Annotated in this window: 13 protein-coding genes; 8 read left to right on the forward strand and 5 right to left on the reverse strand. The window is 64.1% G+C overall.

Annotated features, from left to right (window positions below; genetic code table 11):
- Window positions 1-100: 100 nt before the first annotated feature.
- From DCO45_RS13685 to DCO45_RS13695, 3 genes are read right to left on the reverse strand one after another with little or no spacing between them, the layout of a single operon-like run.
- Window positions 101-1,291 (reverse strand): phospholipase A, encoded by a 1,191-nt coding sequence (locus DCO45_RS13685; protein WP_116926338.1) that lies wholly within the window; start codon window positions 1,289-1,291, stop codon window positions 101-103.
- 59 nt (window positions 1,292-1,350) lie between these two features.
- Window positions 1,351-1,779 carry a hypothetical protein gene (locus DCO45_RS13690; protein ID WP_116926339.1) on the reverse strand — a complete coding sequence of 143 codons (429 nt, stop codon included), beginning with the start codon at window positions 1,777-1,779 and terminating at the stop codon, window positions 1,351-1,353.
- 6 nt (window positions 1,780-1,785) lie between these two features.
- Window positions 1,786-3,864 carry a UvrD-helicase domain-containing protein gene (locus DCO45_RS13695; protein WP_116926340.1) on the reverse strand — a complete coding sequence of 693 codons (2,079 nt, stop codon included), beginning with the start codon at window positions 3,862-3,864 and terminating at the stop codon, window positions 1,786-1,788.
- 272 nt (window positions 3,865-4,136) lie between these two features.
- Here DCO45_RS13695 and DCO45_RS13700 point away from each other — a divergent pair, with 272 nt between their 5' ends.
- From DCO45_RS13700 to DCO45_RS13720, 5 genes are all read left to right on the forward strand, one after another.
- Window positions 4,137-4,841 (forward strand): hypothetical protein, encoded by a 705-nt coding sequence (locus DCO45_RS13700; protein WP_116926341.1) that lies wholly within the window; start codon window positions 4,137-4,139, stop codon window positions 4,839-4,841.
- Complete coding sequence (locus DCO45_RS13705) at window positions 4,838-5,404, forward strand: GTPase (RefSeq protein ID WP_232539456.1); 567 nt, start codon at window positions 4,838-4,840, stop codon at window positions 5,402-5,404. The genes DCO45_RS13700 and DCO45_RS13705 overlap by 4 nt, the downstream gene beginning before the upstream one ends.
- On the forward strand, window positions 5,401-5,799 hold the full coding sequence (locus DCO45_RS13710) for a roadblock/LC7 domain-containing protein (protein ID WP_021028992.1): 399 nt from the start codon (window positions 5,401-5,403) through the stop codon (window positions 5,797-5,799). Before DCO45_RS13705 ends, DCO45_RS13710 begins: the two co-directional genes overlap by 4 nt.
- A gap of 109 nt (window positions 5,800-5,908) precedes the next feature.
- Window positions 5,909-6,268 (forward strand): hypothetical protein, encoded by a 360-nt coding sequence (locus DCO45_RS13715; RefSeq protein ID WP_021028991.1) that lies wholly within the window; start codon window positions 5,909-5,911, stop codon window positions 6,266-6,268.
- Between the two features lie 161 nt (window positions 6,269-6,429).
- Window positions 6,430-7,380: an AEC family transporter gene (locus tag DCO45_RS13720; protein ID WP_116926343.1), complete on the forward strand. Its 951-nt coding sequence runs from the start codon at window positions 6,430-6,432 to the stop codon at window positions 7,378-7,380.
- On the opposite strand, the gene priA is transcribed toward DCO45_RS13720, so the two are convergent.
- Together priA and DCO45_RS22730 are read right to left on the reverse strand one after the other, a co-directional pair.
- A complete protein-coding gene (gene priA / locus DCO45_RS13725; protein WP_116926404.1) occupies window positions 7,377-9,485 on the reverse strand; it encodes a primosomal protein N' in 2,109 nt (702 codons plus the stop codon). The two genes, DCO45_RS13720 and priA, sit on opposite strands and share 4 nt — an antisense overlap.
- A gap of 312 nt (window positions 9,486-9,797) precedes the next feature.
- Window positions 9,798-10,271, reverse strand: a complete 474-nt coding sequence (locus DCO45_RS22730; protein ID WP_133248160.1) for a hypothetical protein — start codon at window positions 10,269-10,271, stop codon at window positions 9,798-9,800.
- Between DCO45_RS22730 and DCO45_RS13730 the strand changes: the two genes are divergently transcribed.
- The 3 genes from DCO45_RS13730 (at window position 10,270) to DCO45_RS13740 (ending at window position 12,706) form a co-directional block, all read left to right on the forward strand.
- Window positions 10,270-11,097 (forward strand): lysophospholipid acyltransferase family protein, encoded by an 828-nt coding sequence (locus DCO45_RS13730; RefSeq protein ID WP_116926344.1) that lies wholly within the window; start codon window positions 10,270-10,272, stop codon window positions 11,095-11,097. The genes DCO45_RS22730 and DCO45_RS13730 overlap by 2 nt on opposite strands.
- A gap of 73 nt (window positions 11,098-11,170) precedes the next feature.
- A complete protein-coding gene (locus tag DCO45_RS13735) occupies window positions 11,171-12,235 on the forward strand; it encodes a SprT family zinc-dependent metalloprotease (protein ID WP_243419347.1) in 1,065 nt (354 codons plus the stop codon).
- Window positions 12,236-12,274: 39 nt separating this feature from the next.
- Window positions 12,275-12,706 carry a rhodanese-like domain-containing protein gene (locus DCO45_RS13740; RefSeq protein WP_116926345.1) on the forward strand — a complete coding sequence of 144 codons (432 nt, stop codon included), beginning with the start codon at window positions 12,275-12,277 and terminating at the stop codon, window positions 12,704-12,706.
- Window positions 12,707-12,728 lie beyond the last annotated feature (22 nt).

The raw sequence follows: 12,728 nt of genomic DNA on the forward strand, positions 1-12,728 counted from the left end.
CGCCCCCGACCAGGCGTCAAGCCGCAGACAGTACGGTAGTACGGCAAGGCTTGGCGCGGCCGGCCAGGCAACGACGTATCAAGGGTTGTGGTCGTGGCGCTCAAAAGTCCAGCAGGCTGAAGCCCAGCGAGAACACCGTCCGCTTGTAGTTGTAGTCGATCAGGCTGTCACCATAGCCGTGGAAGAGCTGGGCATGCAGGCGCAGGTTGCTCTTGCCGCCCATCCAGCCATCACCCAGGGTGTGCATCCATTCGACGCGGCCCGAGCCCTTGCCATGGCCGTTGAGCGAGCCGCGTGCGGTCACGCCCATCCAGTTGCGCTGGTTGACGTTCCAGCCCAGTTTCAGCTCGCTGCGGCCGATGTAGTTCTGGATATTGGGGTTGTTGTCGTCTTCCGCGCTCTCGTTGATGCGGTGCCAGATCTTGGCCTGCAGCTGCCAGCGGTTGTCCAGCTCAAACCCGGTCATCAGGTAGGTACGGTTCCAGCTGCGCGAGAGCGGGTCGCTCTGGCCGTTGGACTGGTGCTCCAGGCCAATGCCGCTGTAGCGCCAGCGCCAGCCAAAGGGCAGTTGGGCGGTGGTCGGGTAGACATAGAAGATCTCGGGCTGGTGGTCGGTCGTGCGGAAAGGGCGCGAGAGGTCCGAGTTGAACACCTGCCAGTAGGACAGACCGGTGTAGCCGATCCACAGCGAATCACGCAGCTTGCCATTCGGATCGGTCAGCAGGTTTTGCGCCAGCTTGGTGCGCACCGACAGTTGGATGCGCATTTCCTGCCGCTGGTAGTCGGTCTCGGTCGTTGCTGCATTGACGGGGTTGAGCGAGGTCGGCTGGCGGTTGACCTTGTCGCCAACAGCCACCGACACCGACAGGGGGCGGTAGCCACGGAAACTGAAGGTGCCGCAGTCGGTGCCCGCTTCCAGCTCCCAGAAGCGGGACATCTCGGTGTAGCCGTCATTGCGGCAGCCACCGATGGGGGCCGGTACATCGGCGGCGGCCAGTGCGCCCGCCGGTGGGGTCAGGCCCACCATCGCGTTGGCCGAGGCGGCAGGCGCGGCGGCCACTGGCTGCGCCTGTTGGCTGACCAGGGGCTGCTGCGACTGCTGCTGGGCCCACTGGTCAAAACAGGCCAGACGGGCGGTGCCGTCGCTGAGCGCTGTGCATTGCTGCCACACCGTGGCCGCCGAGCCGCTGGCAGCGGCGGGCGTTTGCGCGAAGCTGCCCAGCGGCAGACCGGCCATCAGCAGGCTCGCCGCCAGCGGGGCTGGCGAGCGCAGAAATTTCGAAGTTGTCATGGTCGAGAAGGGAGTTAGGGGCGTGGCGGTGACGGCTGCGCCGATGCCCATTATTGCGGCTATTGCGGGGTTTTCGATGGCTTGCGCATGACGAAGGCGTGGCTGTTGTCGTTCGCATCCAACCATTCGCCCCGGATTTCTCGGCCACAGCTGCCGTCGACCACCTCGCCCAGCCAGGTGCCCGAGACTTTTTTGCCATCGGCCGACTCCTCCATCGTCAGCTTGCCCTTGTCCACATCACCGACGACGATGGCGCTGCTGCCGGGCCGCTGGATCTGGCCCTTGACGGTGCCGTTCCATTCGGGGTGGGGGGCCAGCTGCAGGGTGACGGGCCCGGGCAGGCCGGGCAGCTCGGCCTGCCAGTGGCCCAGCAGCTCGGGCTGCTCCATCTGCAGCGCGCTGGGGCAGGCAGGGCGGGGGGCGGGGGTGCTGGAGCAGGCGCTGGCCAGTGCAGTGCACAAGGCGGTCAGGATCAGGGTCTTGGTCATGGATAGTCAGAGGGGATCAGGGCTGGCGGCGGCGGTGCTCTGGGCCTTGCGCGCGAACTCTTCGCGCAGCTGGCGCAGTTTTTCGCGCGGGTCTTCGCGGGCGGTGCTGCTGTCCAGGCCCATCTCGGCAATAAAGCGGCTGGGCAGGGCCGAGACCAGCTCACGGCCCTTCTTGCGCCGCTTGGTCCAGCTGACGGCCAGCGAGCGCTGGGCCCGCGTGATGCCCACGTACATCAGGCGGCGCTCTTCCTGCAGGCGCTGCGCGGTGTCGTCGCTGACCTTTTGCTGGCGCCCGTCATCGTCGTCGAGCTTGAAAGGTAGCAGCCCTTCGTTGACGCCGATCAGCATCACATGCGGCCACTCCAGGCCCTTGCTGGCATGCAAGGTGGACAGGATCACCATGTCCTGCTCCTTTTCGCGCTCGCTGATGGTCGAGAGCAGGGCGATGGTCTGCGAGACTTCGAGCAGGCTCTTGGACTCGCTCACCGTCGTCGTGTCGGCCGCTGTCGTGGTCTGGCCGCCGGCGCGCTGGGCCATCCAGTCGCAGAACTCCAGCACATTGGTCCAGCGGGCGGCGGCGACCTTCTCGCTGTCTTCGGCGTCATACAAATGCTGCTCGTAGCCGATCTCCTTGAGCCAGTCGAGCAGGAAGGCCAGCGATTCTTCGGCACCGCGCGTCTGGCGGGCGCGGTATTCCAGGTCGTTGATATAGCGGCCAAATTCCAGCAGGCTTTCGCGGCCCTTCGCAGGCATCGCGTCTTCGAGCATGGCGTTGAACAGCGCACCAAACATGCTGCAGCGGTGGGCCTTGGAGAATTCACCCAGGCGGCCCAGGGTGGTGTGGCCGATGCCGCGCTTGGGGTTGGTGATGGCGCGCAGAAAGGCCGGGTCGTCATCGTTGTTGATCCACAGCCGGAACCAGGCGCAGAGGTCGCGGATTTCGGCGCGGTCAAAAAAGCTGGTGCCGCCCGATACCTTGTAGGGCACATTGGCCTTGCGCAGCGCCTTCTCGAAAGGCTTGGCCTGGTGGTTGGCGCGGTAGAGGATGGCGAAGTTCTTCCAGTCCGGCGGCGGGTTGGCCGCTGCGCGCAGGCTCAGGATGCGGGCGACGGCGCGCTCGGCTTCGTGCTCTTCGGAGTCGCAATCGACGATGCGCACCGGCTCGCCCTCGCCCAGCTCGGAAAACAAGGTCTTGGGAAACAGCTTGGGGTTGGGCTGGATCACATTGTTGGCCGCGCGCAGGATGGCGCTGGTCGAGCGGTAGTTCTGCTCGAGCTTGATCACCTTGAGCTGGGGGTAGTCGACCGGCAGCTTCTTGAGGTTGTCCAAGGTGGCGCCGCGCCAGCCATAGATGCTTTGGTCGTCATCGCCCACGGCGGTCAAATGGCCGCGCTCGCCCACCAGCAGCTTGAGCAGCTCGTACTGGGTGGCATTGGTGTCCTGGTATTCGTCGACCAGCACATGGCCCAGGTTGGCCTGCCACTTGGCACGGACCTCCGGGTGGTCGCGCAGCAGGCGCAGCGGCATGCCGATCAGGTCGTCAAAGTCCACGCTCTGGTAGGCGGTCAGCCGCTCGTCGTAGCGCTGCATCAGCACGGCAATGGCGCGCTCGTTGTCATCGGCGGCCTGGGCCAGCGCCTCCTTGTAGTCGAGGCCCATGTTTTTCCACTTGCTGATGGTCCACTGCCACTGGCGGGCGGTGGCCACATCGGCAGTGCCGCCAGCCGCATCCCTGAGGATGCCGACCACATCGTCGCTGTCCAGAATGCTGAACTGGGGCTTGAGCCCGAGCACATGGCCATCTTCGCGCACCATCTTCACGCCCAGCGCATGGAAGGTGCAAACCAGCACATCCTTGGCCTGGCGGCCGATGAGGCTCTTGGCGCGCTCGCGCATTTCGGAGGCAGCCTTGTTGGTGAAGGTGATGGCCGCAATCTTGCGCGGCGCCATGCCGGTCTCGATCAGGCGGGCAATCTTGTGGGTGATCACCCGGGTCTTGCCCGATCCGGCACCGGCCAGCACCAGGCAAGGTCCCTGGGTGTAGTGCACAGCTTGTAATTGGGCGAGATTGAGACCAGCGGCCATGGTGGCGAAAGAACCTTTGCAGATCAGGAAGGAGAGCGCAGAAGAATAGCCGCAACGGCAGCCATCTGCAGATTCAGGACTTTGGCTTTTACATGTTTGCTTACACAAAAAACCACAGAATCTTTGAAATTGTCAATGAATGTAGAGCAGATGGTAAAACCCCCGAATAAACACTTGCGTCTGGCAGGCAAGCTTTTAGAATGCCGATAGCATTGCTGCGGCTAAGTGGCAAACCCTATTAATTAAGCCAATAAGAGTGTGAAATTATCGCCATGCAGACCGCCGGTATTTCCGCAGAATTGCTGACCCCCAGCAGCCGCAACCGCTTTGCGCCGCTGTATGGCGTGGCCTCACGCAAATCGGTACTTCCCTGGAAAGAGGTACCGCGTGACCGCGCTCAGCTGATTGTGCTGGACCAGGGCATGGCTGATGCCATCTCGTCGCTGGGCAAGGCACCCTGCGTGGTCTGCATCGGGCAGGTGAAGACCGCCATGCTCGACGGGGCAAGCTGGGTCGGTCGCCTGGAGGCAGACTACACCTTGAGCGACCTGATCGACATGTTCGACCGCGCAGCGGTCTTTCTGCTCGACTGGGATGCGCGCAACAAGGTCATCCGCCATGAATCGGAGCGGGCTGCTGCACAGCCTGCGCAAGCTGCGCGCCAGGAGTTCCGCTACCAGCTCAAGTCCTGGGTGTCGGTGGGCGCGCCCTTCAATACCGGCCCCTGCATCCGCGCGCTGGCGCTGCTTTCGCGCGAACCGGTCTCCATCGCCCAGCTGTGCCTGCACAGCGGGCTGGACAACACGCTGGCCCGTGGTCTCCTGGTCGAGCTGGGCCGCCGCGGCGTGCTGCGCGGCGTGGCCATGCCTGTCATTTCCGCTGCTTCTTCCCCCTCCCACCATCGCGAGCCGCTACACTCCAAAGGTTTGCTCAGCCGTTTGGGCCGATGGATACGAGGGGGAGGTAAGCCGGGATGAATCAAGAATCAGGCGGAGTCGGGCCGCACAAGATGCCGCGCATTGCGCTGTGCGGGCCCATGGGCATTGGCAAGACCACCGCCGTGCGTTCGCTGTGCGGTGCGCTGATGTCCAGCTCCGATGTCCGCAACCTCGATCTGGCGGCCCACAGCAAGGAACTCACCACGGTCGGCACCGAGTTTGGCGAGATCGATCTGGGCGGCGGTGAGGTGGTGCAGATCTGCGGCTGCCCGGGCCAGGAGCGTTTCAGCTTTGTGCGCCAGTGGGTGCTGTCGGTATCGATGGGGGTGTTCATCATGACCGATGTGAACAGTCCGACCAGCCTGGCCGAGACCAACCATATCCTCGACGAGATCGGGCAACTCCCCCAGCCACCTGTCACGCTGGTGCTGAGCGCACGCCCGGCCACAACACAACAAATTGAAACATTCGCCCAAGGCGTGTATTCTGCTGGCCATGGGGTGATTCCCGTTCTGGAAGCGGACCCGCGCGACCGTGGGCAGCTGCTGGATGCGATGAGCGTACTTGTTTCCATGCTGTCTCTGCAAAGCGAGAATTCATGACTGCATCACAACCTCTGATCCCTGCCCAAGTCGTCAAGGCAGGCCAGCAGGCGCTTGATAAGCTTATTGGTCCTGTTGATGGCGTGCGTGTGGCACTGCTGAGCACGCCCGATGGATTTGAAATTGCGTCCTTGCGCACGAACAGCGAGCTGCAGCTCAACCGCCTGTCGGCCATGGCCGGCTCCCTGATGGCGATGGCACGTGCGGTGGGGCGAGAGATCAACCACACCGGTTGCAAGCGCCTGACGTTCGAGACCGAGAGCGGCGTGGTCGTGTTCCAGTCGGTCACCTCGGAGTTCCCCTGCATTCTGTGCATGGTGCTCGATACCAATGCGATCCTGGGCCGCGTGCTGTGGGCAGCGGCCGAAGTGGGCGCGGAGATGAACAAAGTCTGATGGCAAGTCTGGCTGCGGCCGGCATCTTGTTGTGGAAGAGCTGCGTATGCGCCGCACTGGCCGCATGGCGCAGCAACGATAAACCGCCAGTGTGTGAAGGGGGAGTGAGATGGCTTCGGTTCAAGACACGTTGACGCAACTTTTGACGGTGGAGGGCGCCATGTGCGCCGCGCTGGTGGACAGTGGCAGCGGCATGCTTCTGGGCAGTGCCGGATCGGGCCTGGACCTGGAGCTGGCAGCCGCTGGCAACACCGAGGTCGTGCGGGCCAAGCTCAAGACCATGAAGTCGCTGGGTCTGCAAGATTCCATCGATGACATTCTGATCACCCTGGGCTCGCAGTACCACATCATCCGCCCGGTGGCGCTCAAGGAAGGTCTGTTCCTGTACCTGGTGCTGGACAAGCAGCGCAGCAACCTGGCGCTGGCCCGGCGCAAATGCGCGGAAGTCGAGAAACTGGTGACGATCTGAGATTTTCAGGTCGTTGTAGGCACTGATCCGGGTTTCGGCCAGATCCCTGCCTTGCAAGACCGGCCATGCGCATGGCCGGTCTTTTCTTTTATGGGCCGCGCCAACCAGTGCCGGTCCCTCGCGCTACATCTGCGCTGGCGCATTCTGGGCACAATCGAGCCGTGCTGTCCGTCTTCCAAGTCACTTTTCCGTTTTTTGCGCTAGTTCTGTGCGGCTTTGTTGCCACCCGGCGCGGCATTTTTCCGCTGCCCGCGATTGCGGGCGTGAATGCCTTTGTGCTGTATTTCGCACTGCCTTGCATGCTGTACAAAGCGGGCTCATCGCTGCCCTTTGCGCAGCTGATGAACCTGCCCATCTTGCTGCTCTATGTGCTGTGCCAGCTGTTGCTGGTCGCGGGCTGCGTGGCGGCCTCGCGCCTGCGCGGCATGGACTGGAACAACAGCGCTTTTGGCGCGCTGGTGACCGCTTTTCCCAATACCGGGTTCATGGGCTTGCCGCTGCTGGTTGCGCTGCTGGGTCAAGCCGCGGCCGGCCCGGCCATTGTCACCATGCTGGTCGACATGGTGTTCACCACGTCGCTGTGCCTGGCGCTGTCGCGCATGGATGGGGCCGCAGGCAATGCACGTGCGGCGCTGCTCAAGGCGCTCAAAGGCGTGCTCACCAACCCCATGCCCTGGGCCATCTTGCTGGGCGCGCTGGCCTCGTTCATGGAGTGGACGCTGCCCCAGCCGCTGGACCAGACCGCCGGCCTGCTGGGCAGCGCTGCCACGCCGGTGGCGCTGTTTGCTGTGGGCGCCGTGCTGGCCCGCTCCAAGATGGTGGAGGCGGAATATGCTGCCCCCGCCAGCTATGTGCCGCTGGCGCTGGTCAAGCTTTTTGTGCATCCGCTCCTGGTGCTGGGCCTGGGCCATGCCGCGATGGCGGCGGGCCTGCCGGTCCAGCCGTTTGCGCTGCTGGTCGTTGCGCTGGTGGCTGCGCTGCCCAGTGCCAGCAATGTTACCTTGCTGGCCGGGCGCTATGGCGCCCACAATGGCCGCATTGCGCACATCATCCTGGTCAGCACGGCGCTGGCCTTTGTCAGCTTTTCGGCGGCGGTGACCTGGTTGGTCTAGATAGCTTGGGGGTCGACATCGACCAGCCAGCGCACCAGGCCCTTGTGCTCCGGATGCGCGCGCAGCCAGTGCAGGCAAGGCTGCCAGGCGCGCAGGAACTGCTGCAAGGCCTTGCGTGAAGGACTCTCGATCAGCATCTGGGCGCGCTCCACATTGGCCACGCGCTGCATGGACAGCGGAATCGGCGGGTAGACAAAGACTTCGCTGCCGTCCAGCAGCTGTTGGCTGTGGGCGAGCTCGGAGGCGGCGCGCAAAAAGGCCTGGGCCTCTTGCTGGGACCTTGCATCGGCGCGGATGATGGCCTGGTGGGCAAAGGGCGGCATGGCCGCATCGCGCCGCTCCTTGAGCTGCTGGGCGGCAAAGCCGCTGTAGTCCCACTGGCGCAGGGCCTGGTAGACGGCATGCTCGGGCTGCTGGGTCTGCAGCCACATCTCGACGGCGCTGCCCTGGGCGGCCACGTAAGCCGCATCGCGTCCGGCGCGGCCGGCCGCCTGCAGCAGCAGCGAGAACAGGCGCTCGGGCGCGCGGAAGTCGCTGGACATCAGCGCATCATCGGGCTGCACGGCGGCCACCAGGGTCACACGCCGAAAATCATGGCCCTTGGCGACCATCTGTGTGCCCACCAGCACATCGACATCGCCGGCATGCATATCGGCCATCTTCTCTTCGAGCGCGCCCTTGGCCTTGGTGGTGTCGGCATCGATGCGGGCAATGCGGGCCGGCTGCCCGTCGGGCCGCTGCACATTGCGCAGCAGGCGCTCGAGCGCCTCTTCCAGCTGCTCGGTGCCCTTGCCCAGCGGCAGGATATCCGGGTTGCCGCAGCTGGGGCAGGCCAGCGGCACCCGCTGGCTGAAGCCGCAGTGGTGGCAGCGCAGTGTGCGGTCTATCTTGTGGAACACCTGATGCGCGCTGCAGTGCGGGCAATCGCTTTTCCAGCCGCAGTCGCCGCAGAACAGCACCGGCGCAAAGCCGCGCCGGTTCAGCAGCACGAGGGCCTGCTCGCCCTTTTCCACCCGTTCGGTGATGGCCTGCAGCAGCGCGGGGGAGAACAGCCCCTGGCGCGGCTGCTGGCGCATGTCCACCAGGCGCAGCCGCGGCATCTGACCGGCGCCAATGCGGCTGGGCATGGCCAGCCGCAGGTAGCGGCCGCCTGCATCCTCACCCTGGGCCGGCCGGCTGGCCCACCAGCTCTCCAGCGAGGGCGTGGCCGAGCCCAGAATCACCTGGGCCTGCAGGTCATGGCCGCGCCAGATGGCCAGGTCGCGCGCCGAGTAGCGCGCCCCTTCCTGCTGTTTGTAGCTGGCGTCATGCTCCTCATCGACGATCACTAGTCGCAAGTGGGGAAGCGAAGCAAACACCGACATGCGTGTGCCCAGCACGATGCGTGCCTGGCCGGTATGGGCAGCCAGCCAGCTCTTGAGGCGCTGGGGCGCCGTCATCCCGCTGTGCATGCTGACAACCGCGCTGTCGCCGAGGCGGGCCGAAAAGCGTGCCTGGAAGCGGGCCTCTAACTGCGGCGTCAGGTTGATCTCCGGCACCATCACCAGCACCTGGGCTTGGGGATCGCGCTCCAGCAAGGCCTCTGCCTGGTGCAGGTAGACCTCGGTCTTGCCGCTGCCGGTGCTGCCAAAAAGCAGGAAGGGGCCAGCATTTTTGTCTATTTGTTTGCAAACCTCCATCTGCTCCTGGCTTAAGGCCAGCGCCTGGTCGGCGGCGACATCGCTGTCGATCGCCGTCTTTTTGCGCTTGAGGCGGCGGGCCAGTTGCTCCACCGTGAGGTCGCGCAGCGCGGGTGGCAGCGCAGTAATCGCCATCTCGCCCAAGCTGCGCTGGTAGTAACGGGCTGCAAAATGCACCAAACGCAGCCAACTTGCAGGCAATGGCGCAATCGCCTCCAGTACCGCGGTGATCGGTTTGATCTTGGCCGGGTCGCCTGCAAATGCGGTATCCGGGCCCCAGACCACGCCCAGCACCTCGCGTTTGCCCAGCGGCACGCGCACCAGGCTGCCAGCGGGCAGTGCATGGGGGGCTTGGTAGGTCAGCAGTTCACTGGCCGCGCTGATGGCACTGTAGGCGGGCGTGTGGACGGCGATGGACAGAAAAATCAAGGGGAGGGCGGAATGAGACGCGGGAACTTGGAGTGTAGCGACTAGCGTGGCACCGCATGGCCCCGGCCCGGTGGAGGTGCCTGAGCCGCTCAGTATGGTGTTTGTCCTGATTGCAAGCGGGGAAGGCTGCAATCCTGTGAGAAACCAAAGAACTTATACACAAGGCAAATCCTCAGAAAAATCAATACGGGACTTATATTTCTGTGGATAACTTTGTTGAAATATCGGCGCTCTGCGCTGGATCGGAATTACCACACATTGTCAGTTGGCTTGTGGAATTGGCTGACAAAATTTTTTTATTTATATCTTTCATTGAGTTATGTTTTGTGATCTGGCAATGTTGTCGATAGAGCCAGGATATTGTGCTAGAGGGTCTGCTTTCCACATTGTGTGCATAAGTGCTTGCTCCGGTGCCGGGTACCGCGCCGAGCGGGCGCGCAGCCCATCGTCGCTTATCCACATTTTTTCGCCAATTAGCTGAGTTATCCACTGCAATTCTTTGATGTGATTCAGAAATTGGCGTTTTGTGCTGGGCTTATACGGTTGCTGGATGCAGGTTCGTGCACAGGCCGCGGACCGGGGGCCTTGGCTTCCGATATGATTTAGCGCCAACCACGCCTGCGCAGCGCTGTTTTGCATGGCGTGGGTCGAAATTTTTGCAGCAGCCTTCGGCGCACTGTGCGATGCAGCTGCGCTGGTTTGCGGCTCCAGGCTGGGCCCGCTGGCCATCGCCAGCAAGGGGCCAGGCTTGTTGCGTCCTTCTGCCTTTTTTACTTGATCCATGCCACTGCTCCGCTCGATACTGCACACGCTCTTTATGGGCCTGACGGTCATTCCCTATACCCTGACCATCTTGCTGCTGCGGGTCTGCGGTGCCAGCAGCCAGGCCCGCTATGCAGTGGCGCGCCGCTGGCTCAAGCTGTCGGCAGACAGCGCCGGCTGGTTCTGCGGCATCCGGGTTCGCACCCAGGGTATGGAGAATCTGCCAGTGGCCGGCCAGCCCGGCAGTGACAAGGGTGTGGTGCTGCTGTGCAAGCACCAGTCGACCTTCGAGACTTTTCTGATGCCGGCCATCATGCCCACACCGCTGGCCTATGTGTTCAAGAAGGAACTGCTGAAGATTCCTTTCTTTGGCTGGTCCATTGGCAGCCTGGACATGATCCATATCGACCGCAAGGATGGCAGCCGCGCCTTTCACAAGGTGGTGGAGCAGGGCAGGCGCCTGCTGGGCCAGGGCATCTGGGTGATCATGTTCCCCGAGGGCACACGCATTGCACGTGGTGAAAGCGGCGAATACAAGACCGGCGCGACGCGCCTGGCCATCATGACCGGTGCCCAGGTGGTGCCGATTGCGGTGACGTCGGCCAAATGCTGGCCGCGCAAGGCCTTTGTCAAGACGCCCGGCATTGTCGATGTGTCGGTCGGCAAGCCCATCGACAGCAAGGGCCGCAAGCACGACGAGCTGATGGCCGAGGTGGAGTACTGGATCGAGTCCGAAATGCGCCGCCTGGACCCCGAGGCCTATGTGGGCAAGCCTGCGCTGCAGGCGCCTGCTGCGGCCGTGGGTGCAGCATCCGCCGCTGCCGAGCCGGGTACCGCTGCCAAATAAAGGAAAAAGACTGCCGTGTCCGCCGCTGAGCGCGTCTTGTTGACCTACTGCTGCCGCAGAGCGGGGAGCTGCCATGGTTGATGTCCGCCGCCTGGTGCAGATGGCGCTGGATCTGTGGGAGCGCAGCGAGCCGACTGCCGCTGTGCGGCCATCACCACCTGCTCCTGCGGCTGTGGCGGTCGCTGATGCCCAGCCTGTGCTGGCGCCCGCGCCTGCTGCCGCAGCGCCTCCAGCGCCTGTGCCTCCAGCGCCTGTGCCTGTGCCTGTGCCTGTGCCTGTGCCTGTGCCTGTGCCTGTGCCTGTGCCTGTGCCTGTGCCGGTCGCCGCCAGGCCAACAGCCCCTGCCGCCCCCGCAGCGCCGGCCTCCTTGCAGGCCCATCCTGTGGCCAACCGCAGCATTCTGTTGCAGGGCCAGCGGGTGGCCTACTTGCTCCAGCGTGCCAAGCGGCGCAGTATTGGGTTTGTGGTCAGTGAGGACGGCCTGGTGGTGCGCGCGCCGCGCTGGGTGACGCAGCCGGGCATTGACGAGGCGCTGCAGGACAAGGCCGGCTGGATCGTGCGCAAGATCGCCGAGATGCAGCAGCGCCGCGCCAGCAGCCTGAGCGCCAGCATCCGCTGGGAAGATGGCGCGAGCCTGCCCTTTCTGGGCCAGCCGCTGCAGCTGGTGGTCGACAGCGAGCAGCGCGTGGCGCGCTCCGGGGCGGTCTGGCGGGTCGAGGAGGAGGCGCCGGACTCACCCTCGCGCCTCTATCTGGCGCTGCCGCCCAGTGCGGGGCGCACACAGATTCGCGATCTGGTGCAGGCCTGGTTCATCCAGAGCGCGCGCCAGCATTTTTTGGCGCGGCTGGCGCATTTTGCGCCGCTGCTGGGCGTGCACTACACCAGCTTGCGCCTCTCGAGTGCCGAGACGCGCTGGGGCAGTGCCAAGTCCGATGGCTCGATCCGGCTGAACTGGCGGCTGATGCACTATGCGCCGGCCGTGATCGACTATGTGGTGGCCCATGAGCTGGCGCATTTGCGGGTGATGGACCACAGCCCCCGCTTTTGGGATACCGTGGCCGAGGTGGTGCCTGACCACCGCGCACTGCGCCAGCAGCTGAAGGATATGCCGGCCCCGCCCTGGGACCGGGCAGCATAGCGGGGCTGGGTCTAACCGCTATTTTTGGAAGAGGTGTCTATGAGCTTGACCGCAGAACAGCAGACCATTGCGCCTGGCAATGGCTATGCCGGTGATATTGGTGCCCGCCTGGCCTGGCACTGGGTGCAAAACCAGCAGGCCGTGCTGGTTGACGTGCGCACCGATGCCGAACGCGCCTGGGTGGGACAGGTGCCTGGGGCCGTGGCCATTGCCTGGAAGCAATGGCCGGACATGGCGATGAACCCGGATTTTGATGCCCAGCTGCTGGCCCTGGCCCAGCGCGCGCCCGGCGCCAAGATCGTGCTGCTGTGCCGCAGTGGCGTGCGCTCGGTGGCAGCGGCGCAGCGCGCCAGCCAACTGGGGCTGGAGGCCTACAACATCCTGCAGGGCTTTGAGGGCGATGCCAATGCCCAGGGGCAACGCGGCCAACTCGGTGGCTGGCGTTACCAGGGTTTGCCCTGGTCCCAGTGACATTTGTAATCGTCGCTGCTTG

The organism is Comamonas sp. JNW (genome assembly GCF_003105075.1).
GTDB classification, from domain to species: Bacteria; Pseudomonadota; Gammaproteobacteria; order Burkholderiales; family Burkholderiaceae_C; genus Comamonas; species Comamonas squillarum.

Coding starts and splice junctions, on each gene's coding strand:
- DCO45_RS13685 (WP_116926338.1), bottom strand. CDS start 1,291: ATGACAACTTCGAAATTTCTGCGCTCGCCAGCCCCGCTGGCGGCGAGC.
- DCO45_RS13690 (WP_116926339.1), bottom strand. CDS start 1,779: ATGACCAAGACCCTGATCCTGACCGCCTTGTGCACTGCACTGGCCAGC.
- DCO45_RS13695 (WP_116926340.1), bottom strand. CDS start 3,864: ATGGCCGCTGGTCTCAATCTCGCCCAATTACAAGCTGTGCACTACACC.
- DCO45_RS13700 (WP_116926341.1), top strand. CDS start 4,137: ATGCAGACCGCCGGTATTTCCGCAGAATTGCTGACCCCCAGCAGCCGC.
- DCO45_RS13705 (WP_232539456.1), top strand. CDS start 4,838: ATGAATCAAGAATCAGGCGGAGTCGGGCCGCACAAGATGCCGCGCATT.
- DCO45_RS13710 (WP_021028992.1), top strand. CDS start 5,401: ATGACTGCATCACAACCTCTGATCCCTGCCCAAGTCGTCAAGGCAGGC.
- DCO45_RS13715 (WP_021028991.1), top strand. CDS start 5,909: ATGGCTTCGGTTCAAGACACGTTGACGCAACTTTTGACGGTGGAGGGC.
- DCO45_RS13730 (WP_116926344.1), top strand. CDS start 10,270: ATGCCACTGCTCCGCTCGATACTGCACACGCTCTTTATGGGCCTGACG.
- DCO45_RS22730 (WP_133248160.1), bottom strand. CDS start 10,271: ATGGATCAAGTAAAAAAGGCAGAAGGACGCAACAAGCCTGGCCCCTTG.
- DCO45_RS13735 (WP_243419347.1), top strand. CDS start 11,171: ATGGTTGATGTCCGCCGCCTGGTGCAGATGGCGCTGGATCTGTGGGAG.
- DCO45_RS13740 (WP_116926345.1), top strand. CDS start 12,275: ATGAGCTTGACCGCAGAACAGCAGACCATTGCGCCTGGCAATGGCTAT.